Source organism: Acidobacteriota bacterium, from assembly GCA_016196035.1.
GTDB lineage: Bacteria > Acidobacteriota > Blastocatellia > RBC074 > RBC074 > JACPYM01.
The window spans coordinates 1-20,805 of sequence record JACPYM010000122.1 but is presented as its reverse complement, the minus strand read 5'-3'; the positions used below and the strand labels follow the sequence as shown (position 1 = coordinate 20,805).

The 20,805-nt window shown below is 57.3% G+C and carries 22 protein-coding genes; 17 read left to right on the top strand and 5 right to left on the bottom strand.

Features of this window, described 5'->3' with window-relative positions:
• Nucleotides 1-296 precede the first annotated feature (296 nt).
• From HY011_33985 to HY011_33975, 3 genes are read right to left on the bottom strand one after another with little or no spacing between them, the layout of a single operon-like run.
• Nucleotides 297-782 (bottom strand): hypothetical protein, encoded by a 486-nt coding sequence (locus tag HY011_33985; GenBank protein ID MBI3427962.1) that lies wholly within the window; start codon nt 780-782, stop codon nt 297-299.
• A gap of 38 nt (nt 783-820) precedes the next feature.
• Nucleotides 821-1,279, bottom strand: a complete 459-nt coding sequence (locus HY011_33980) for a hypothetical protein (GenBank protein MBI3427961.1) — start codon at nt 1,277-1,279, stop codon at nt 821-823.
• 36 nt (nt 1,280-1,315) lie between these two features.
• Nucleotides 1,316-4,027, bottom strand: a complete 2,712-nt coding sequence (locus HY011_33975) for a protein kinase (protein ID MBI3427960.1) — start codon at nt 4,025-4,027, stop codon at nt 1,316-1,318.
• A 269-nt stretch (nt 4,028-4,296) separates the two neighbouring features.
• Between HY011_33975 and HY011_33970 the strand changes: the two genes are divergently transcribed.
• Entirely contained in the window at nt 4,297-4,812 is a 516-nt protein-coding gene (locus HY011_33970) for a TlpA family protein disulfide reductase (GenBank protein MBI3427959.1), read from the top strand.
• A gap of 191 nt (nt 4,813-5,003) precedes the next feature.
• Here the strand turns inward: HY011_33970 and HY011_33965 are convergent, their stop codons facing one another.
• A complete protein-coding gene (locus HY011_33965; protein ID MBI3427958.1) occupies nt 5,004-5,912 on the bottom strand; it encodes a TIM barrel protein in 909 nt (302 codons plus the stop codon).
• A gap of 10 nt (nt 5,913-5,922) precedes the next feature.
• On the bottom strand, nt 5,923-7,395 hold the full coding sequence (locus HY011_33960; protein MBI3427957.1) for a hypothetical protein: 1,473 nt from the start codon (nt 7,393-7,395) through the stop codon (nt 5,923-5,925).
• A 284-nt stretch (nt 7,396-7,679) separates the two neighbouring features.
• Between HY011_33960 and HY011_33955 the strand changes: the two genes are divergently transcribed.
• The 16 genes from HY011_33955 to HY011_33880 all read left to right on the top strand — a co-directional run bounded on the left by HY011_33955 (nt 7,680) and on the right by HY011_33880 (nt 20,693).
• Nucleotides 7,680-8,789 (top strand): acyl-CoA dehydrogenase, encoded by a 1,110-nt coding sequence (locus HY011_33955; protein MBI3427956.1) that lies wholly within the window; start codon nt 7,680-7,682, stop codon nt 8,787-8,789.
• Nucleotides 8,790-8,810: 21 nt separating this feature from the next.
• Nucleotides 8,811-9,017, top strand: coding sequence for a type II toxin-antitoxin system HicA family toxin (locus HY011_33950; protein ID MBI3427955.1), 207 nt, complete (start codon nt 8,811-8,813; stop codon nt 9,015-9,017).
• On the top strand, nt 9,014-9,220 hold the full coding sequence (locus tag HY011_33945) for a type II toxin-antitoxin system HicB family antitoxin (protein ID MBI3427954.1): 207 nt from the start codon (nt 9,014-9,016) through the stop codon (nt 9,218-9,220). The genes HY011_33950 and HY011_33945 overlap by 4 nt, the downstream gene beginning before the upstream one ends.
• Nucleotides 9,221-9,233: 13 nt before the next feature.
• Nucleotides 9,234-10,259 carry a polysaccharide deacetylase family protein gene (locus HY011_33940; GenBank protein MBI3427953.1) on the top strand — a complete coding sequence of 342 codons (1,026 nt, stop codon included), beginning with the start codon at nt 9,234-9,236 and terminating at the stop codon, nt 10,257-10,259.
• A 164-nt stretch (nt 10,260-10,423) separates the two neighbouring features.
• Complete coding sequence (locus HY011_33935) at nt 10,424-12,958, top strand: UvrD-helicase domain-containing protein (GenBank protein ID MBI3427952.1); 2,535 nt, start codon at nt 10,424-10,426, stop codon at nt 12,956-12,958.
• 21 nt (nt 12,959-12,979) lie between these two features.
• A complete protein-coding gene (locus tag HY011_33930; GenBank protein ID MBI3427951.1) occupies nt 12,980-14,002 on the top strand; it encodes a VWA domain-containing protein in 1,023 nt (340 codons plus the stop codon).
• 11 nt (nt 14,003-14,013) lie between these two features.
• A complete protein-coding gene (locus HY011_33925; protein ID MBI3427950.1) occupies nt 14,014-14,250 on the top strand; it encodes a hypothetical protein in 237 nt (78 codons plus the stop codon).
• Nucleotides 14,251-14,276: 26 nt separating this feature from the next.
• Nucleotides 14,277-14,474 carry a hypothetical protein gene (locus tag HY011_33920; GenBank protein ID MBI3427949.1) on the top strand — a complete coding sequence of 66 codons (198 nt, stop codon included), beginning with the start codon at nt 14,277-14,279 and terminating at the stop codon, nt 14,472-14,474.
• A gap of 272 nt (nt 14,475-14,746) precedes the next feature.
• Nucleotides 14,747-15,166, top strand: a complete 420-nt coding sequence (locus tag HY011_33915; protein ID MBI3427948.1) for a cytochrome c — start codon at nt 14,747-14,749, stop codon at nt 15,164-15,166.
• A 266-nt stretch (nt 15,167-15,432) separates the two neighbouring features.
• Entirely contained in the window at nt 15,433-15,684 is a 252-nt protein-coding gene (locus HY011_33910; protein ID MBI3427947.1) for an antitoxin family protein, read from the top strand.
• Nucleotides 15,681-16,028: a type II toxin-antitoxin system PemK/MazF family toxin gene (locus HY011_33905; protein MBI3427946.1), complete on the top strand. Its 348-nt coding sequence runs from the start codon at nt 15,681-15,683 to the stop codon at nt 16,026-16,028. Before HY011_33910 ends, HY011_33905 begins: the two co-directional genes overlap by 4 nt.
• A gap of 1 nt (nt 16,029) precedes the next feature.
• Entirely contained in the window at nt 16,030-17,394 is a 1,365-nt protein-coding gene (rimO, locus tag HY011_33900) for a 30S ribosomal protein S12 methylthiotransferase RimO (GenBank protein MBI3427945.1), read from the top strand.
• 141 nt (nt 17,395-17,535) lie between these two features.
• Entirely contained in the window at nt 17,536-18,048 is a 513-nt protein-coding gene (locus HY011_33895; GenBank protein ID MBI3427944.1) for a phosphatidylglycerophosphatase A, read from the top strand.
• Nucleotides 18,049-18,072: 24 nt separating this feature from the next.
• Entirely contained in the window at nt 18,073-19,308 is a 1,236-nt protein-coding gene (locus HY011_33890; protein ID MBI3427943.1) for a competence/damage-inducible protein A, read from the top strand.
• A 17-nt stretch (nt 19,309-19,325) separates the two neighbouring features.
• On the top strand, nt 19,326-20,123 hold the full coding sequence (locus HY011_33885) for a hypothetical protein (protein ID MBI3427942.1): 798 nt from the start codon (nt 19,326-19,328) through the stop codon (nt 20,121-20,123).
• Complete coding sequence (locus HY011_33880) at nt 20,124-20,693, top strand: hypothetical protein (protein MBI3427941.1); 570 nt, start codon at nt 20,124-20,126, stop codon at nt 20,691-20,693.
• The last annotated feature ends 112 nt before the right edge of the window (nt 20,694-20,805 follow it).

Sequence of the window (20,805 nt, the reverse complement as noted above, 5' to 3'; positions counted from 1 at the left end):
GCTCGGCATCGCGGTCAACTGCAAACGAATCGTCCGCCTCTTAACGGCTGCGCCCGTTGCACAGCCCGCTTAAGCTGCGGCTGGCGCGACCTGCGGAAGCTTGTCTCGCAAATACTTTTTAAGCGGTCTCCGGCAGAGCGCGCTGAAATCTTTGTGCGCTCTGCCGGTGGTGCAGCGCGAGCGGAACCACCGGCTAATATCCTGCGCGCCTCCGGCGCAGAAAGGCTGTCAATTCACTCTATTTCAATTCGACTGCGTAACATCAATGACTAATTCAGCGCCACCGCCGTGAGTGTTCACTTGCGGCGGCGGCTTTTTGCTGGCGCTGTAGTGGGCGCCGGAGGGGCTTTGACGACAGCGAGCGTCGCGGGTTGATCGAATAGGAACCCGTCCGGCGTGGTGACCAGAATGCGATAGGTAAAGCGGAGCGGCTTGCTGGGATTGGCGCGCGGCGTGCCGGAATAGAGCCATGCGGCGCGCGGGGCTTCGTATTCAGCGCCCAGAAACGGTGTGGCCGCGGGGCTGAACCGGATTTCGAGCTTGCCGTCGGCGCAAGTCCAAACGATTTGTTCCTGGGGCGTAAGCTGTAGGCCATCGCCTTTGATCACCAGCCCCGTCGGCACGCCGCGTTTGTCGCGTTTGACGGCAATGGTGACTGGTTGGGCGGGCGGGCGCACCGGAGCGTGATAGAGCAATTGTTGGAATTGATCGTATGGCAGACCCAGCAATTGGTTGCGCAAACGTTCCGTCTGATCTTCGGTGTGGGCGGTATCGGGTTCCATTGTGCTTGGCTCCTTGGACGTTGGTTAAGCTTGCAGCGTTAATCTTGCAGCAGGGTGTCGCGGCTGATTTTGCGCCGCCGCCAGCGCACGTGCGGATCCACGACCAGTTCCTGGTTGTCATTCGTCTCGACCAGAATCGTGTATTTGAACAGGCGGATGGCTTTTTCGTCGTCGTCTAAATCCCGCACGGGCGGCGTCACGACTTCGGCCCCATCAAAATTGGCGGGCGCGGAATAACGTTCTTCCGGCGGCGGCGGTTCGCCAGGCGCGACCACTGAAAAAGGCGTCGGCGTCTGACTGAAACTGACGGTCAAGCGGCGCGCGTTGGGGGCATCGGGCAAGCCTGGATTTTCTGGGTTCTCACGCAAAATCCAGCGCAGGCTGACGGGGGCGCCTTCGTCATCCAGGGGCGCCACCGTTGTAGTCAAGGGGAAGACCCCCAGCGAATACGCACCGACAGAATCTTTATACAGGGTGATGTTGACGACTCTTTCCATCTTTGCTCCTTAGCGGTGTTGGTGTCTGACGGCAGTTCAATGCGAAACGATCTCGTGATAGCGCGGTTGCTGACGCAACTCTGCCAACCACGGATCAAAGCGAAAGTCATCCAGCCCATAGCCGCGTTGGCGCGCCAATTCGAGCGCATCCAGCGCCTGCTCGGTTTGCCCGCACAACACGTGGACGAGCACGGCGCTGTACAGCACCGCCAACTTTTCGGGCTTCGTTTGCAAGGCGTGCTGTACAGTGTCGCGCGCCCGCTGCCGGTCAGCTTGCGCCGCTTGTTCATAAAGCTGCACGCGGCTGCGCTTGGCGAACACTTCAGCCAGCCGCCCGTAGCCTTTCGGCCCAAGCTGGCTCCGTTGATAAAGCGCGATGGTTTGCGAATAGGCGGCCAAAGCCTCCCGTTCGTTGCCAGCCATGCGGCTCAATGCGTCGCCCAAATTGGCGTGTGCAGTCGGCGAATTGGGATTGAGCGCGAGCGCCAGGCGAAATTGCTCGGCTGCGTCCTGCCAGCGATCTTGCAGAAAAAGCGCCGTGCCCAAGCCCAAGAGTGCATCTTCACCATCGGTTTGCGTGCCTGACTGCTTCAACTCGGTCAGCAAAGTGCGATAGGTCTGCTCTGCCTCGGGAAGCTTGCCCAGCTTCAGCAGCGCATTGCCTGTGTTGATGCGGGCGCTTAAGTTTTTCGGATCAAGTTGCAACACGCGCCCAAGCGCCACATGGGCTTCGGCATAGCGGCCCTGCTCGGCATAAAACGCGCCGAGTTCGTTATAACAGGCCCAGTAATTCGGCCAAAGCGTAGCCGCCTGTTTATACCAAGTCTCGGCTTGCAGCGCGTCTGGTTTGTCTTCAAAAACGCCGGCCAAGCCCAGTCTGGCTTCCAACTCGTTCGGGCGCTGGTTCAAGACCTGTAGAAAAGCTTTGGCCGCTTCTTCATAGTTGCCAAGTGCGGACAATACGTACCCGCGCGTGAGTTGCGCTTCCGATGAATTGGGTTCGCGCGCCAAGGCTTTGGTCGAAGCGCTTTCCGCCTCTTTAAGCCAACGCGGTTGATTGGTCAGTTGTCCTTTGCGCAAATAGGCTTGCGCTAACGCCGCCCAGGCGCGCGTCGCTTCCGGTTCACTAACGGTCAGTTTGGTTAATAGTTGGATCGGCTGTTCGACCGTCGCGTTCGTTAGATCGCTTTGCAAATAGGCGAGCGCTTCCAGGTATTGCGCTTGCGCCGCCGACTGTTTGAACCAGCGCGTGAACGGGGGCAGCGACGGTTTGAGCGCCAATAGGGCTTGAACCTTTTCCAGCAGCGCTGTTTGTAGTGCGGTGAAATCGGCGCGATTGCCGGTGACGGAATCGCTGAGGGTTGGTTGTTGGGCTTTGTGCAAGCGCAACTTGACGTCCAGCGTTTCAGCCGAAGTGGGGGTGACTTCGCCTTCCAGCAGGAATTGCGCGCCGAAGTTGTGCAGTAAATCGGCAGGGGCGGGTTGTGCTTCTGTTTGTGTAGCGTCAGCGAACGGCAGGACTACGAGTTCGGCCGAACCCGCCAAACTGTCGCGTAGCATTTGGCTCAAACCCGCGCCAAGCCGGGCATCGGCGGGCTGACCTGCGCGAAATGGCAGCACGGCCAGATGCGGTTTCGTCACTGCCCGTGGCGCGGGCGCGGGCGCGGATGGCGCAAAGAATTGTCGCGCCGTTTCGCGCAGCGGCGTCAAGCTGACAACAACGCCCGCCAGGATTGTCAACGCGCCCGCCAACATAGCTTTCGACCAAAAGCCAGGTACACCCAATTTGCGTTTGCGCAACTCCGTCGCAGCCTGCTCTAGCCAGCGTTCGGCTTCAACAGCATTGGCCAGTCGTTGTTGCGGTTCTTTTTGCAAACATTGCTGCAACAACCGGCGCAAGGCGGGCGGCGTCTCGCGCGGCAAACGATCCCACACCGGTTCGTCTTGATTGATGGCTTTCAACATGCCGTCGAGCGATAGACTGTGGAAGGGCCGCTGCCCGGTGAGCAACTCAAACCCGATGCAGCCGAACGCCCACCAATCGGTGCGCTGATCCTGACGCTGTCCCAACGTCTGTTCAGGACTCATATACGGCACGGTGCCTTGAATGACGTGGTGCGTCGTCGAAAAGGTTTCCACTGGCAGAGGCGTTGAATCGGCGGTTTCTGCCGTGGCGAAATCCGAACGGACGGCTTTGGCCAAGCCAAAATCGAGCACCTTGATTTCGCCGCTCGCGGTGAGTTTGAGGTTGTCGGGTTTGAGGTCGCGGTGAATGATCGGCTCTGGCTGTGTATGCGCGTGAGCGAGCGCGCTGGCAAGCTGGCGCAGCAACGGCAACGCTTCGCGGGCGGTCAATTTGCCATCTTCTAAACGTTCGCTGAGTGTCGCGCCCGGCACGTATTCCAACACCAGATAACGCACCGCGCCGCTTTGCCCCAGCAAGTGAATCGTGGCGATGTGCGGGTGATGCAAACGCGCCAGCAAGCGCGCTTCGCGCTCGAAACGCTGAATGCGTTCGGGGTCTTGCGCCAGTGCGGCGGGCAACACTTTGATGGCGACTTCATGCCCCAGCCGCGTGTCCTGAGCCAGATAAACTTCGCCCATGCCGCCTTTGCCCAACAGCTTGACGATGCGGTAATGATCGAGCGTCAGCCCGCCCAACAGCGGCGCATCCGGTAGCGTGCGGCCCGGCTGTGAAAGCGCGGTCGTGGCGTCATAACGTGGGAGGTCGGTGATAGGCTCACCCAACGGCTGATTGAGTGGTTGTGGTTGCCGTACCTGTGAAGTATTGAATCCCCTGGTCACGGGCGCATTATAGCATCGGCCTGTGGCGTGGCTGTGACCTTTGTAATAACGCGCGGTGGGCGAAGCGCCGGGATTTGACAGCCGAACCCGCCGCGACCCAGAATCTTTTTGCAGGCTTCCCAACGTTAAACGCAGCCTTCGCATCTGAGCCGCGTATTTCCGCAAGGTGAAACTGAAAGCTGAACCAAAAGTTGGACCAAAAGTTGGTAACGATGATTCAAAAGAAATCGCAAATGCTGATGGCGCTGATCTGCACCGTATTCTTGGCCGCCCTGACAGCGCGGGCGCAAGAGCCAACGTTTCAAACGGTGGATGGCAAGACCGTCGGTGTGCCTGAACTGCGGGGCAAGGTCGTCGTGCTCTCGTTTGGCGCGACCTGGGTGCCGTTGGCGGCGAAGGAATTGCCCGCCTTGCAAAAACTGGCTGACCGTTACGCGCCACGCGGCGTGCAGATTTACTGGGTCAGCGTCAACAGCGCCAAAGCGGGCGGCAAGAATTTCATGACCGATGCCGATTTGGCGGCGTTTGCCGACAAGCGCGGCTTGCATGCGCCGGTATTGCGCGATCCTGAACAGGCCGCCTATCGCGCCTATGGCGTTGATGCGCTGCCGACGATTGTCATTTTGGGCAAGGATGGCCGGGTCGTGCGCAAACACGTCGGCTTTGACCCCGATCAGGGCGAAGCTTACGGCGCGGTGATGAAAGAGCTGGATCAACTATTGAAATAACGCTTTGCTGGGATAAAACAAACCGCGCCCGTGCAGACCAACGCAGTCTGCACGGGCGTGGTTCAATTTTATCTGCTTGAAATGAACTCGCACGAAGCCACACGAAGCAGGCACGAAGGGAACACACAACGTTAGGTTTGCTTCGTGGCTGCTTCGTGTGGCTTCGTGGGGAGATGCTTTGCGCACCAGCCTTACGCCCCGGCGAAGATCAAATCCACGCGCTTGCTCACCTCGCGCAACCAAGCCTCGTCGCTCATTTGTTTTTCGGCTTCGCTCGCCTTACCCACCTCGGTCGTGACCCAGCCGTTGTAGCCGATCTCGCCGATGGCCTTGCGCACCTCTTTCCAATCAATGCTGCCCTCGCGCAGCGGCACCCACTGGCGCGTCTCGTATTTGAAGTCCTTGATGTGAAAGCGCGCGATGCGCTTGCCCAGCGCGCGAATCCACTCCTGCGGGAAGCCGTACATCACCACGTTGCCGACATCAAAATAGGCTTTGACCCAGGGGCTTTTGAATTCGTCCACATATTTGGCCGTGTCGTAGGGCGTCAGCAGGAACTTATTCCAAACAGGTTCAATGCCAATCACCACACCCAACTCTTTCGCCAGTGGAAGGAGCTTGCGGATTTCAGGCTGCGACCGTTGCCAGGCTTCGAGGATGGTGACGTTGGGTTTGACGACCGCCGGGACTAGCAGGACACAGTCCGCGCCCCAGAGCTTGGCGTTGCGCAACGAAGTCTCCATCCGTTCGTGGCCGCGTTTGATGTCCGCCGGGTTGGCGCTGGAAAACGGCCATTCCCAATGGCCCATGTTCATCACCGAATGAATGCGCAGCTTGGCCTTGTCGGAAGCCGCTTTGATCTCGTCGGCTTCTTTGGGATCGCTGACGGTTTGCATCTCGATGCCTTCAAAGCCGGTGTCCAGCGCTAGTTTGAAACGGTCGAGGTAGCTCAGCGTCTTGGGCAGCATGCCGATGAGTACCGATTTTTTGAGCTGGCTTTGCGCGGGTGCCGCCAGCAGTGTTTCGTTGGGGAGCAGCGTTGCGGCTGCGCCCAGTGCGGATGTTTTCAGGAATTCGCGCCGATTAGTATGGTTGGTCATCGTTGGGTTCTCACTTGATGTTGAGGCGGACGGCGTTTGCGGTTTTGCCATCCACGGTTAGCACAATCTCGACCTCGCCGCGCCCAGCCAGCGCGCGCGGCAATAAAACATTGATTTGATCCAGCCCTGGCGCGCCTTGTTCGCCCGCATACAGCACAGGCGCGTCCACGCCGCCAACTTTGGCGTTGACGGTTTCGAGCGCCGTGCGTCCCCGCACACCAGTGCCGAATAACAACAGCACGACTTGCTCGTTGTCAGTGCCGAGATCAATCGGCGTGGCGACGAATTGTTTCAAGGCGTTGTCGAAACGCGCGACTGGCTCGTAAGTTTGTCGGTTGCCGTTGACGCGCAGGGCGACAGCGGCGGCGACTCCGCTGCCATTGGCGTTGGCGCTGAAGAGACCCGGCGCAACCTTGGTGATGTTAACAAGCTCTCCATACAAATTGCCAGAAGGCGTTGTGACGAAAATCAATCCGTAGCCTTCAGCAGTTTCAGGTGGGATCAGGAAATTGATTTGATCAGGTGTGCCAGCGAACAAACCACTGCGGCGGTTCAACGAGTTGTCTTGCACGTTGACTCGGGTTTGACCAAAGGATTGAGGCAAGGCGGTGGTTTCGACGGAATAGACGCCATCGGTCAACTCTTTGCCAAATAGCGAAACAATACTGCCGGGCGCAAAACTGGTATGCGCAAAACTCGCGGCAGAAACGTTGGCGATCACACCACCATTCAGGTTTGGTGACGGATAACGTTTCAACAACTTCCATTGCAGCAACAAGCTGCCATCCGTATCACGGCGGAAAGGCCGGAAGGCCACCAGTACATCCGCAGCGCGATAACCAATTGAGCGCACCACGTAGGTTTGTCCGAGGGTGGCTGTGAGGCGGCTAGCATAATTGAAGCCACCCTCCGAAAAACCGCGCACACGTTGATATTCCGCATTCGCACTGGCTTGATCTAACGGCGGCGTGTAGGTGGCGAGGTACTTAATCCCAGGCGTGTCTGTCGTAACGGTTTCCACCGCCGCACTTCCCAGCGTCAGGATCATCCCAAAATCTGCGCCAGCAAAGCCGACCAAGAAATTGTTTACCGAGAAATTCAAATCCGAACCGTAGCCATATTGATGAACCAGACTGGCAAACGAGTAATATGAGCCGCCGCCACGCGTTAGCAATACGCCGTCGAATTGCTCGCGCGGCATCAGGCGCACGATGCCGGTATAAGGTTGTTGTAGGAACGTAGAAAACTGCGCTAGGTCTTCTGGTGCGGGGGCGAGAAATAGGCTTTCTTTGGGGAGCACTTGCGCCGTCAACTCTTTGACGGCGGCTGGGTCGGTTGTGGCTTTAATTCGTGAATTCAACTCGATGATTTCTTGCAACAGCTTAGCGCGGTCAACGGCTTGCGCTGAAACAGCTACGGTGGCAAGCAGCAAGCTGACAAACAAGAGGCACCAACGGTTGCGCAGTGAAGTGGCGTTGGACATGGCAAAATTCCTTTCTTCTTCAGCGGGCAAAAGAGTTAAAACTGATTTATCGGAAAGTGAATGGCGCGTGCCGCCGCGCATTCTACGCCGCACCTTGCCACCTGGAAAGGAGGTTTTGGCAAAGCTCCAAACCGTGCGCTAAGATGCCGCCTGAATCACCATTCAGTTTTTCATTCATCCGCTTCACCGAAGCACAAGGAGCGTCATTCATGGCACCAGCACAAACCGCAGAAAGCCCGAAACTCGTCCCGCAACCGCTCTCCGTCCTGACCGAAGAAGAGCAGATGTTCGCCGCCAGCGTGCGCGCCTTTGCCGAAGCCGAGGTCAAGCCCTACGTGCGCGAGATGGACGAGCAGCAGAAGCTCAAACCCGAAATCATTCAGAAATGTTTTGATCTCGGTTTGATGGGCATCGAACCGGGCGAGGAGTACGGCGGCCAGGGCGGCACGTTTTTCATGGCCTGTCTGGCGATCGAAGAGTTGGCGCGCGTGGATGCCAGCTTGAGCGTTTGCGTGGACGTGAACAACACGTTGACGATCAATGCCTTTTTGACTTACGGCAACGAGGCCTTGCGCAAGAAATTCGTCACGCGTCTGGCGACCGACACGGTGGGCGCGTACTGTCTGAGCGAAGCCGGTTCCGGTTCCGACGCCTTCGCCCTGCAAACGCGCGCGGAGGACAAGGGCGATCATTACCTGCTCAACGGGCGCAAGCTGTGGATCACCAACGGCAACGAGGCCGGCATCTTCATCGTCTTCGCCAACCTCGATCCGAGCAAAGGCTACAAGGGCATCACGGCCTTTGTGGTCGAACGCGATTACGCAGGTTTCACCGTCGGCAAGAAAGAAGACAAGCTGGGCATCCGTGCGTCGTCCACCTGCGAACTGCTCTTCGACAACTGCGTCGTGCCCACGGCGAACGTGCTGGGCGAGGTGGGCAAGGGCTACAAGATCGCCATCGAGACGCTCAACGAAGGCCGCATCGGCATCGGCGCGCAGATGGTCGGCCTGGCGCAGGGCGCGTATGAATGCGCGTTGGCCTACGTCAAAGAGCGCAAACAGTTCGGCCAGCGCATCGCCGATTTTCAGGGCGTGCAGTTCCAGCTTTCCGAAATGGCCGTGCAGTTGGAGGCCGCGCGCTTGATGGTTTACAACGCGGCGCGGCTCAAAGACGCCAAGCTGCCGTTTATCAAAGAGGCCGCGATGGCGAAGCTCTTTGCGTCCGAAGTGGCGGAGAAGATCGCTTCGACGGCGGTGAATTTGTATGGCGGGTATGGCTACGTCAAAGATTACCCGGTCGAGAAATACTTCCGCGATTGCAAGATCGGGCAGATTTATGAGGGCACGTCGAATATGCAGAAGCAGACGATTGCGAAGATGCTGATTGCGGATTAACCTGCCAATGAGTTCAGGCTTATGCCGAAGAAGCTGCGAGAATTGAAGGCGTTGTTGCAACGGGCCGGATTCGTTCGGCGTTCGGGCAAAGGCAGCCACACCGTCTGGGATCATCCAACCGTGCCCAATATCGTGGTTTTGTCAGGCAAAGACGGGGCGGATGCCAAGCCGTACCAGGAGCGCGAAGTAAAGGAAGCCGTGCAGGCAGCAAAGGAGCAAAACAAATGAGTCGGTACAGCATGTTGATTCAATGGTCTGATGAGGATCAGGCGTACATCGTTACTTTGCCTGAGTTCGCCAACTGCCGTACGCACGGTGATACATACAAAGAAGCAGTGCGGAATGGCGAAGAAGTCCTGGAACTGTTGATTGAGACTTATCGCGAGGATGGCAAACCGTTACCCCAACCACATCTGCTTCAGGCCGCCTGAAGAGGAACCGCAAATGACAAAACGATTGTTACTCACGGCGGCAGCAGCCGGGTTGCTCGCCGCCATTTTTGTTGCCGATCAAAGGACGCAGGCGTTGACGGTGCCGCCCCGTTACGTCGCCGTCACCATTGACGACCTGCCGTTGCAGCAACAAGCCGACCTAGTGACGGCGCGCGCGCTGACCGCAAAGCTCTTGCAAACGCTCACCGCCAATCGCATCCCCGCCATTGGCTTCGTCAACGAAGGCAAGCTGCACGTCAACAACGACGGCGAGCTTGCGGCGCGCACGGGGCTGTTGAAACTGTGGCTGGACGCGGGGCTGGATTTGGGCAATCACAGCTATTCGCACCTGCGCTATTACAGCGCCACGCTTGAGCAGATGCAGGCCGACACCTTGCGCGGCGAGGCCGTCACCAAACGCCTGTTGGCCGAACGCGGCAAGACGATGCGTTACTTTCGCCACCCGACGCTGAACACCGGCAAAGACCTGGCGGCGAAAGAGGCCTTTGAAAAATTCCTCGCCAGCCACGGCTACACCGTTGCGCCGGTGACGATTGATAATTCCGAATGGCTCTTCGCCAGCGAATACGCCAAGGCGCGGCAGCGCGGCGATGCGGCGACGATGAAAAAAATCGCCGCCGCTTATGTGCCATATATGGAAGAGGTCTTCGCGTTTTATGAACGGCTGTCGCGTGATACTTTGGGTTACGAGATCAAGCAGACCTTGCTGGTGCATGCCAATGCCCTGAACGCCGAACATTTCGGCGCGGTCGTCGCGCTGCTCAAACGGCGTGGCTATCAATTCATCTCGCTGGAAGAAGCGTTGACGGACAAGGCGTACAGCTTGCCCGACACTTACACCGGCCCGGTTGGCATCTCGTGGTTGCAGCGTTGGGCGATCAGCAAGGGCGGTCAAATGCGGCCCGAACCGGAGTTGCCGCCGGTGATGAAGGCGTTTGACGATCCGCAAGTGAGCGGGTCGGATTACAAGAGTGCCAAGACACCGCCAGCAAGCAGGAAAAAAGGAAAGCAGCAGTGAATCATCCTCTCTTCGACAAATTGCAGGCGCTCACGAACGGCGAACTACCGGCGGGTGACGAAGACGCAAACACCCCCAGCGCGCCGCCGGTAAAACCGAAAGCGAAACCCACGCCTAAGGTTTTTACCCCGCCGGTCATCGCCACGCCGGCGTCTTTTTTCGACATGCCTGCGGCGGATGAATCGCCTGCCTGGCTCAACGACGCGCCGCCCGATTTCCCCGCCGACTTTCCGGCGGATTTTGCTGAAGCGCCGCCCGACTTTCCCACGGATTGGGAAGCGCCAGCCGCCGCGCCGCCGAAACCAAAAGTGAAGCAGGATTACCTCGCCGGTCTCAACGCCCAACAGCGCGAAGCCGTCACGACGGTGGACGGCCCGATGCTTTTGCTGGCGGGCGCGGGCAGCGGCAAGACGCGCGTCATCACCTTTCGCATCGCGCACCTGGTGGCCGATTGCGGCGTGCGGGCCGAAAACGTCCTGGCCGTGACCTTCACCAACAAGGCCGCCGGCGAGATGAAAGAGCGCGTAGAGAAACTGTTGGGCGACGGGCCGAAAACCAGTTCGCCGCTGCTCTCGACCTTTCACGCGCTCTGCGTGCGCATCCTGCGGCGCGACATTGACAAGCTGGAAAAAGGCTACACGCGCTCGTTCACGATTTATGACAGCGACGATCAACAGCGGCTGTTGAAACAGTGCATCCGCGATTGCGGCTTTGACGACAAGGTGTTGACGCCGCGCCAGGCCAGCAGCGCCATCAGCGCGGCCAAAAACCGCAGCGAAGACCCCGACGAATATGCCCGGCGCGCCGAAGTCCGCGATGAAAAGGAGCGCATGATCGCGCGCGTCTATGCGCTTTACGAACAGCGGCTGGCGTCATCGAACGCGCTGGATTTCGACGACCTGCTGATTCGCGCGGTGCAATTGCTGCGGCATTCCGAACAGGTACGCGGCTATTACCACAACAAATTCCGCCACGTGATGGTGGATGAGTTTCAGGACACGAACGGCATTCAGTACACGCTGACGCGACTGCTGGTCGAGGGCAATCACGCGCTGCTGCACGACCGCAAGCCCGATGATTTCTGGCGCAATCGCAGCTATTGCGTGGTCGGCGACGAATCGCAATCCATCTACAAGTTTCGCGGCTCCGATTTCAACATCATCCTCAATTTCGAGCGCGACTTTCCCGGCACCAAGACCATCAAGCTCGAAGACAATTACCGTTCGACCGGCACCATCCTGGCCGCCGCGAACAAGGTCATCGCCAATAACACGCAACGTTTCGACAAGGTACTGCGCCCGAATAAAGAGACCGGCGAGAAAGTGCGTTACGCCCAACTGTACGACGCCGATCAGGAGGCGCGCTTTGTCGTCGGCAAGATTTCAGATCACCTGTTGCGCGACCCCAAGCTGCGCGCCGCCGTCCTCTATCGCACCAACGCGCAATCGCGCCAGTTTGAAGAGGCCTGCCGCCGCGCCGGTTTGCGTTACAACCTGGTCGGGGGCTTCAGCTTTTACGAACGCGCCGAAGTCAAAGACGTGATCGCCTATTTGAAACTGGCCCTGAATCCGAACGATTCCATCGCCCTGCAACGCGTCATCAACACGCCCGCGCGCGGCATCGGCAAAACGACGCTCGATGACATCGAACGCCGCGCCAAAGATTTCGGCGTCCCGCATTGGGAAACCATCGGCCTGATCGTCGAACAGAACCTGTTGCCAGCGCGCACCACCAACGCGCTGAAATCCTTCCGCGACATCGTCACCACGCTGATTGCCAAGGCGCAGACCGAACCCGACCTGACCGAGATCGTCAAAGCCGCCGTGATTGACACCGGTTACGAACGCGCGCTGAAAGAGGACGGCAGCGACGAAGCCGAAGCGCGGCTGCTCAACCTGGAAGAATTGGTCAACGCCGCCGCCGAATCGAATACGCAAGGCGAAACGCTGCGCGACTTTCTGGATCACGCCGCGCTGGTCGCCGACACCGACCAGATCAAATCCGAAGCCCAAGTCACCCTGATGACCATCCACGCCGCCAAGGGCCTCGAATTTCCGCTGGTGTTTATTGCCGGACTGGAAGAAAACCTCTTCCCGCACTCGCGCGCCCGCGACAACCAGGCCGAACTCGAAGAGGAACGCCGCCTGGCTTACGTCGCCATCACCCGCGCCGAGAAATATCTGTACCTGACGCACGCGATGAAGCGGCGCGTCTACGGCGAAGAGATGCCGTCCGAACCCTCACGCTTCCTCAACGAATTCCCGCGCGAATTGCTCGAAGACCTCTCGCAAGGTTCAAGCTGGTTGCGCACGGGCGGCAAGTATGGCGCGTTGCCGGACAAAGCCCACGGACGCTCATTGACAGCCACCCCGTACCCAAAGGCTTACAATGCGCCGCCAAAACCTACGAGCAATTTCCAGGGGAAGACCTACAACAACACCGAAGGCGTCAAAGAGTTCTTCGCCAAGCAAGGCAAGCAGGTTGACGCCTCGGCCTTTGAATCCAAAGCCAGCCAGCCGGAAGCGCGCAAGAGCACTTCCAACTTCCGCGCCAATCAACGCGTGCGCCATGCGAAATACGGGCAGGGCTTGATCGTCAAAGTAGAAGGTGAAGGGGAAGATGCGAAGCTGACGGTGAATTTTCCGGGGTATGGGCATAAGAAGTTGATTGCGAAGTTTGCGGGGTTGGAGAAACTGTGAAATCAAGAAAGGAGCGATGCGATGAGAACGCACAATCATAAGTTGACCAGCGCACTGTTGATCCCGCTTTTCTTCTCGCTGACAAGTGCTCAGCCACTGATTCAGCGGCAGCAGCAAGGGCCGCCTAAACCGGAATCCACGCCGGAACGCTCCGCGGCAGTCAAATTGCGAATAACGGTAACGGACGGCTTAGGACGCTACGTGCCTGACTTGCACCGCGAGGATTTTGTGATTGAGAGCGGGAAAGCCGTTCGGCCCATCAGCTATTTCAGCGAGCGGGATGAGCCTTACAGCGTGGTTTTTCTGGTGGACATTTCAGGCTCGATGGAAACCAGCAATTCAAAAGTCAACCGGTTCAGCTTTCTAGCAGGAGCAGTGCAACGCTTTATTCAAGTCGCAAATCCGGACAATGAATATTTGATCGCGAGTTTCAGCCGGGAACCGCGCTTGCTTTTGGATTGGACACACGACCAATCCGCCATCGCAGTTACGTTGACAGACTTGGCCAAAGAGAAGCCCGGAGGGCAGACGGCTGTGCGCGACGCTTGTTTTTTTGGCCTCGGCCAAGCTAGACGCGGCACCAAGTCAGGCAAAGCCGTTATTCTCTTGAGTGATGGAGTTGATAATGCAATAGACAGCAATATCAAAAGCATTACGCCACAGCGCTTGAAACAGGAATTACAGGAAAACGAAGTGCAAACCTATTCGATCAATTTAGGGAGCTTGCATTTGAGCCGTACAGATAGTCCCAACTTTGCCATGGAGGTTGGTGGAGGGCGTGAAATGCTGGAGAATTTTGCCAAGCCGACGGGTGGAAGGGCTTTTCATCCGGTAAATGTAGCTGGCTTGCAGGCGGCTTTTGAGGCTGTTGCTGTTGAATTGCGTGTCCAATACGTACTCGGGTTTAATCCATCGCCGCAGACTGGACAAGGGTTTACAAAAGTGAAGGTTCGTTTGGCTCCGCAGGTAGAGGCAAAATACAAGGTGAAAGGTCTGTTGGCGCGGCATCGTGAAGGCTACTTTGCGGGCGTTGGCCAAAAGTGATGGCGCTCTGAATGGCTTCATCATATCCACAAGTCGTGGTTATTGCCGGCTCAAACGGCGCGGACAAATCCACACTCACGCCAATCCTCTTGCGCGACAAGCTTGGTGTGTTGGAGTTCATCAACGCCGATACGATTGCCGCCAGGTTATCGGCGTTTCGCGCAGAAGCCGTCGCGGTCGAAGCCGGACGAATCATGCTCGTTTACGTGCCTGACTTGTGGGTAGGCTTCTGTGAGGCGGCAAAATGAATAACGGAGCGTGACTAACCGAAGGGTTGTTTAGCATACACGGCAAAGAGGTCGAAGTGCTTTTTCAACAAGCCGTACAGCGCGCATTGTGGCGGCACAAACGGCTGGGCAATCCGGTGTCGGTGTGGGAGAACGGGCAGGTCGTGATTGTGCCGCCGGAAGAAATCGAGATAGACGAATCTGTGCTCAAGGCCGCAACTTCGCACGGTGACCCCCTGCCGTAACCATCGCTGCGCCGTAGTGATTTCTCCCCACCAACTGCGCAAAATCTCTGCCCACCCAACCATTCCGCGCGGATTTAGCCAACTCTTTCCAAAAACCAACTTGGCACATTGCTTGCTCTTCTCAGCAGCGGTTGAGCAGAGCAACAAAAACAATTCTGGTTGCTTCGCTTCCGGCATTGAGGAGAAAGGCGAGAGCCTGCTTAACCAAACAGAGAAAAGTTGTTTGCGTCCTCTGGAGCGAAGCGGCCAGGAGCCATCAGAAGGAGGCACTTATGTTGCGAAGAATGATTGCAGTGGCAGTGCTAGGATTCGCGGTTGCGCTGGCGCTTTCTGTCATTACATCCAGCGGCGTTACGGCACAGGGGAAAGATAAAAATGCCCATGGCAAACAGTTGTATATGACCTATTGCGCAAGTTGCCACGGTGAGGATGGCAAAGGCGGTGGGCCAACGGCAGTGGCCTTAAAAGCTCCGTTACCAGATTTGACTCGCATTCCAAAAGACAAGGACGGTAAATTTCCGGCTTTGAAGATGCGGAACATCATTGATGGTGAAGTGTATGTCGGTGGACACGGCAGCCGGGAAATGCCGGTGTGGGGCCGTTACTTCAAAGAGCGGAGCAGTTCACAAATGACGGCGATTGGGAACGTGTATGCGTTGATGCGCTACATCGAATCCATTCAAGTTCAATAGATTTCCCAGCCATTATCTGGACATAGCAAAGAAAAAAGGGGAGCAGGATGCCAATCCTGCCCCCCTTTCGCCTTTGGGGTGTTGCTTGGCCTGTCCCTTTTCCCACTCATCTAACAGCAAGCGAAGTTTGGCGAGTGGCTTGGTTGCGTGGGTGCCGCGTGAACCGCTACGATGCGCTAGCTGTTAAAAGTGCCCGGTCGCAAACGCCAAGCTGTGAAAACAGGAGCGGAAATTGTTCAAGCTCAACAGCAGGCGTGGCTGGGAAAATGTTGAAGAACGAGGTAGTGATTATGCAGATCGAAGCAATTTATGAGCACGGCGTGTTACGTCCGATCAAACCGCTGAGTTTGGCGGAAGGCGAACGTGTCGAATTGAGGTTGATCACGGCGCTCGCCGCCAATGCGAAACGGCAAGCGAAGCGAGAGCGTGAGGCCAGAGAACTGGAAATCATCAATCGCAACGCTGACAGGCTTAACGCCGAAGCAATGGATGTGCTCGACTATCAAATTGAGCTATGAAACGCGGAGAGCTTTATCGAGTGCCAAAGCCAACGCGCAGAGACCCCAAACGGAGCCGGGTTTTTGTAATCGTCAGCCGCCAGATGCTGATTGATTCAAGCTTTTCTTCTGTGATTTGCGCGCCGGTCTACTCGCAATACGATGGGTTTGCGACGCAAGTTTGTGTTGGGGTTGATGCAGGGTTGAAGCACGAAAGCAGCATCCATTGTGATGATCTGGTCAGTTTGGCGAAACCGGTTTTGACCAATTATATCGGGGCGCTTTCACCGGAAAAGATCAAGGAACTTAATCGGGCGCTGAAGGCGGCGTTGGAATTGGATGAAGAAGTAGAAGATGAAATCTGAAATGCAAAAGATCGGCTTTGTCAGCCTCGGCTGTCCCAAAAATCTGGTGGACAGCGAAGTGATGATGGGCCAGTTACAACAACACGGCTACCAATTGACCACCGTGCGCGAAGAGGCCGACGTGATGGTGGTCAACACCTGCGGCTTTATCCAGTCGGCCAAAGAAGAGTCCATCAACACGATCATTGAAATGGCTGGGTTGAAAGAGACGGCCAAGCTGAAACGCCTGGTCGTCGCGGGCTGTCTGGTCGAACGCTATCGTCAAGACTTGCTCAACCAGTTGCCCGAAGTGGATGCCGTGCTCGGCACCAGCGAGATCGAAAAGATCGTGGCGGCGGTTGATCCGGCTGCCGTTGCCGCACAGGACGCCGCCTTTGTGGCGTCGAATGCCTGGATGACGCGCGGGTTGCCGACCTACCTTTACGACGAAAATTCGCCGCGCGTGCTGGCGACGCAGAAGCATTTTGCCTACGTGAAGATTGCCGAGGGTTGCGATCACACCTGCGCGTTTTGTGCGATCCCGCAAATGCGCGGCAAATACCGTTCGCGCCGCGCGGCTTCGCTTGTGCGCGAGGCCGAACAACTGGCGGCGGCAGGCGTCAAAGAACTGGTTTTGATTTCGCAGGATTCGACGCAGTACGGTTTGGATTTGGGTTTGAAAGACGGGCTGGCCGATTTGTTGACGGCGTTGGCGCGCGTGGATGGCATCGAATGGATTCGTGTGATGTATACCTATCCGAACAGCTTGAGCGACGCCACGCTGGCAGTGATGGCGGCAGAACCGAAGGTGTGCAGCTATCTGGATATGCCGTTGCAACACGCCAGCGCAGCGGTGCTCAAACGCATGCGGCGCGGCGGCAATCGCCCGTTGCTGGAAAAGCTGTTACAACGCGCGCAGGAAACCGTGCCCGGCATCGCGTTGCGCACGACCTTCATCGTCGGCTTTCCCGGCGAGACGGATGAAGATTTTGAAGAGTTGCTGGCCTTCGTGCGCGCCATCGAATTCGACCGCGTGGGCGTGTTCACCTATTCCGACGAAGAGGGCACGCACGGCTTTGAGTTGGACGGCAAGGTGCCCGCGCGGGTGATGCGGTCACGGCGGGCGAAGCTGATGCGCGAGCAGGCCAAAATTTCCAAGCGCAAGAACAAGGCGTTGATTGGCCGCCGCTTCCGCGCCTTGCTGGAAGGCGTTTCGCAGGAAACCGATTTGCTCTTGCAGGCGCGGCTGGAATCGCAAGCTCCAGAGGTGGACGGGCATATTCTGATCAACGATGTGCCGGAGGGCTTCGCGGGCAAGGCCGGCGATTTTATCGAGATCGAGATCACCGAGGCGCACGAATACGATTTGGTGGCGCGGATCGTGTGACGTTGTACAGCAACCTTTCCAGGTTGCTGTTGACTCGGCAGCATACTTATTGAGGAAACAGCAGCAACCTGGAAAGGTTGCTGTACTTTTGTGATGATCGAAAGCAAAGTCGCTGAAAGCCGAACGAAGCGCGGCAAAGTGATGAAGATCAACGGCCCGGTGGATGCACTCGCCGTATTCATTGCCACGGGTTTTGGCGCGGGGCTGATTCCGTTAGCACCCGGCACGTTTGGCTCAGTGGTTGGTGTTGCCATTGCCTATGGCCTGATCGCCAATCTCAAATCTGAAATTTTGCTTTTGCAAAACGCGCTCCTGCTCGCCAGCCTGTTTTTCACCTGGATCGGCATCTGGGCGGGCACGCGCGCCGAAACTGTCTTTGAAAGCAAAGACGCCAGCCAGATCGTGATTGACGAAGTCGCCGGGCAATTGATCGCTTTCACGTTGATCGCGCCTTATCTGCCGCAACTGGGCGGGAATTTGAAATGGGCGCTGATCGCCGGGTTCGCACTCTTCCGGCTCTTCGATATTTTCAAACCGTTCCCGATCAACCGGCTGCAAACGCTGACCGGCGGCGTGGGCGTGATGATGGACGATGTCATCGCGGGTGTGTACGCGGCGGCGGGTTTGTCATTGTTGCTGTGGCTGTTCACCTAAACCGGTTACTAACCACTAACTGCTATGCTCAACGCAGAGATACTTGCCATCGGCTCCGAAATGCTCACGCCCTTTCGCGTGGATACCAATTCGCTTTGGCTGACCGAACAACTCAACGCGCTGGGCGTCGAGGTCAAACTCAAGACCGTCGTCGGCGATGATGAGTTGCGGTTGGAAGAAGCCATCCGCGATGCGCTGCGGCGTTCGGAAATCATCATTTCGACCGGCGGGCTGGGGCCGACCGAAGACGACATCACCAAGAAAGTCTTTGCGCGCGTGCTGGGCCGCGCGTTGGAAATTCACGAACCCTCGCTCGAACGCATCAAGACGCGCTTTGCCCGGCGCAATATCGAGATGACGCCGAATAACGTGCGCCAAGCGATGGCGCTCGCGGGCGGGCAAGTCTTGCCCAACGAACACGGCAGCGCGCCGGGACAGTTGATTGAACAGGGCAATTGCACGGTCGCGCTCTTGCCCGGCCCACCGCGCGAAATGAAGCCGATGTTCGCCGAACAAGTTGCGCCCGTGCTGAAACAGCGCGTCGGCGACGTTTACATCCTGCGGCACAAGCTGAGCATCTACGGTTTGACCGAATCGAAGTGCGATGCGTTGGCCGCGCCGGTTTATACGCGATACACCAACCCGGCGACGACGATTCTGTTCAAAGACGGCCAGCTCGAATTGCACCTGACCGCGCAAGCGCGCGCCGCAGCCGCAGCCGCGTCGTTATTAGCTGAACTCGCCGCGAAGCTGCGCGACGTGCTGGGCGATTACGTGTATTCCGAAGAAGACGAACCGCTCGAAAAAGTCGTGGGCGATTTGCTGCGCATCAACCACGCCACGCTGGCGACAGCGGAAAGCTGCACCGGCGGCCTGCTCGCCGGACGCCTGACCGAAGTCGCGGGCAGTTCGGATTACTTCATCGAAGGCGTTGTGTCGTATGCCAACGCAGCCAAGATTGATCTGCTCGGCGTGCCGCGCGAACTCATCGAACAACACGGCGCGGTCAGCGAACCGGTTGCCGAAGCAATGGCAGCGGGTATCCGCGCGCGCGCCGGAACCACGCTCGGTATCGGCATCACAGGCATCGCCGGGCCGGGCGGCGGAAGTGAAGAGAAGCCGGTTGGCCTGGTTTACATTGCGCTGGCCGATGCAAACGAGAGCAAAGCGCGGCGGTTGGTGTTTCCGGGTGATCGGCAGTTTATTCGTTCGTTGGCGGTGAATGCGGCGCTGGATATAGTGCGGCGGCGGCTGAAATGAAATCAAAGGAGCGAACATTGACCAAACATCCACTGGCAGAGGTTTTCGGCTTTCCGGCCAGCAACAATTCGCCTGAAGCATTGCGCCACCGCAAGAAGCGTCTTTACTGTACGAAAGACAAAGCCAATGATCCGCTGGGCGTGTGCAGTGTTTTCGACGGTGAAGCAATTGCCATTACCTGCCCTGTGCGCATTCGTGAAGATTGGCTGATCGCCGATGAGGCAGCGGCTTTTTTCTTCCCACCGGATGTACAGTGGACATCTTTGGTCGAAGTGCAGATCAACGACCGGCACGGCAAGCCGGCGGGCAACATTGATGTAGTTTTGATGGCTTATGATGAACGCGGCAGGATCACGGATTTCGGCTCGCTCGAAATTCAAGCCGTACATATTTCCGGCAATGTGCGCGCACCTGTTGAGCATTTTCTGCAAGGACTGGATGCCGAGGCCGTGATGGATTGGGCGAACTACCCTTGCCCCGATTACCAGCTATCTTTGCGGAAACAACTCGCTTGGCGGTTAGGTTTCAAAGGCGGCATCTTCCACGCTTGGGGCAAGAAGCAAGCCGTAGCGTTGCATCGCAGCTTTTATGAGAGTTTACCGCCATTGCCGCTGGTTGATCGGGAGCAAGCGGACTTGGCTTGGCTTATTTACGACCTGCGTCTTGATGCCGCCAAGGATCGCTATAAACTTTGCAAAGCCGGAACTGTCTATACGAAATTTGAGCAAGTCAGACAAATAATCGTCCCCGCAGACTCCGTGTTTCAACGAGGCGGAATTGACGGGTACTCTTTGTGTTGGGATCAGGCTGATTGAATGTCACCTGAAGGATTGCCTGCCATGCCGATGAGCGACGAAGAACCCACAAAGGAAGTTATCGCCCGAATGCTTAAGCGGTCGCAGACAAAGGCCATTTTTCCTTTGCTGACTCTTGGCTTGGTTATTGATTACTGCGCGCACGGGCAATGCGTGTTTTCCTCCGACGAGATCAGAAAGGCTTACGAGAACGCCGTGCGGCGCATGAAAGACCTCCTCAAGCACGACGTGCACCTTGGCGGAAGATACGAGAGCGCCTACCCGTCGCGCGACTTAACCAGATATGGTGTGCTCAAGCCGCTCGACGACCTGAGATTTGAATTGCTTCCGCCATTCACCACACAAGCGCAAATGCTTGTTCAGTGGATCCCGGAAAAAATAAAGCAACATGTTGAGGAACGACTCGGGTTAATTCCTTTGCTTGGGGAGCAACCGTTCAGAGCTGACTTGGCGGCGGACAGTGCGCGCTTTTTGCAGGTAGTCAGCGAACACATCAACCAGACCCCCACAAAATTTGAGATATTCAGTTTTGCCGTAATCAAGCAATACTGTGGACATTTTTCGGGGTAGCAATGAAATGAAAAGGGTCGTTTGCCAGAAAGAAGGTGTCTACCAAAACTCCTTCTCTTGTCGCACGACCCGTGACCGTAGTCACGGCTACCTTAAAACAGATGCCGGGGCT

What these genes read in the sequence shown, in the direction of transcription:
- HY011_33985 (MBI3427962.1), bottom strand. Translation starts at nt 782, where the DNA reads ATGGAACCCGATACCGCCCACACCGAAGATCAGACGGAACGTTTGCGC.
- HY011_33980 (MBI3427961.1), bottom strand. Translation starts at nt 1,279, where the DNA reads ATGGAAAGAGTCGTCAACATCACCCTGTATAAAGATTCTGTCGGTGCG.
- HY011_33970 (MBI3427959.1), top strand. Translation starts at nt 4,297, where the DNA reads ATGATTCAAAAGAAATCGCAAATGCTGATGGCGCTGATCTGCACCGTA.
- HY011_33965 (MBI3427958.1), bottom strand. Translation starts at nt 5,912, where the DNA reads ATGACCAACCATACTAATCGGCGCGAATTCCTGAAAACATCCGCACTG.
- HY011_33960 (MBI3427957.1), bottom strand. Translation starts at nt 7,395, where the DNA reads ATGTCCAACGCCACTTCACTGCGCAACCGTTGGTGCCTCTTGTTTGTC.
- HY011_33955 (MBI3427956.1), top strand. Translation starts at nt 7,680, where the DNA reads ATGTTCGCCGCCAGCGTGCGCGCCTTTGCCGAAGCCGAGGTCAAGCCC.
- HY011_33950 (MBI3427955.1), top strand. Translation starts at nt 8,811, where the DNA reads ATGCCGAAGAAGCTGCGAGAATTGAAGGCGTTGTTGCAACGGGCCGGA.
- HY011_33945 (MBI3427954.1), top strand. Translation starts at nt 9,014, where the DNA reads ATGAGTCGGTACAGCATGTTGATTCAATGGTCTGATGAGGATCAGGCG.
- HY011_33940 (MBI3427953.1), top strand. Translation starts at nt 9,234, where the DNA reads ATGACAAAACGATTGTTACTCACGGCGGCAGCAGCCGGGTTGCTCGCC.
- HY011_33935 (MBI3427952.1), top strand. Translation starts at nt 10,424, where the DNA reads ATGCCTGCGGCGGATGAATCGCCTGCCTGGCTCAACGACGCGCCGCCC.
- HY011_33930 (MBI3427951.1), top strand. Translation starts at nt 12,980, where the DNA reads ATGAGAACGCACAATCATAAGTTGACCAGCGCACTGTTGATCCCGCTT.
- HY011_33925 (MBI3427950.1), top strand. Translation starts at nt 14,014, where the DNA reads ATGGCTTCATCATATCCACAAGTCGTGGTTATTGCCGGCTCAAACGGC.
- HY011_33915 (MBI3427948.1), top strand. Translation starts at nt 14,747, where the DNA reads ATGTTGCGAAGAATGATTGCAGTGGCAGTGCTAGGATTCGCGGTTGCG.
- HY011_33910 (MBI3427947.1), top strand. Translation starts at nt 15,433, where the DNA reads ATGTTGAAGAACGAGGTAGTGATTATGCAGATCGAAGCAATTTATGAG.
- HY011_33905 (MBI3427946.1), top strand. Translation starts at nt 15,681, where the DNA reads ATGAAACGCGGAGAGCTTTATCGAGTGCCAAAGCCAACGCGCAGAGAC.
- rimO (MBI3427945.1), top strand. Translation starts at nt 16,030, where the DNA reads ATGCAAAAGATCGGCTTTGTCAGCCTCGGCTGTCCCAAAAATCTGGTG.
- HY011_33895 (MBI3427944.1), top strand. Translation starts at nt 17,536, where the DNA reads ATGAAGATCAACGGCCCGGTGGATGCACTCGCCGTATTCATTGCCACG.
- HY011_33890 (MBI3427943.1), top strand. Translation starts at nt 18,073, where the DNA reads ATGCTCAACGCAGAGATACTTGCCATCGGCTCCGAAATGCTCACGCCC.
- HY011_33880 (MBI3427941.1), top strand. Translation starts at nt 20,124, where the DNA reads ATGTCACCTGAAGGATTGCCTGCCATGCCGATGAGCGACGAAGAACCC.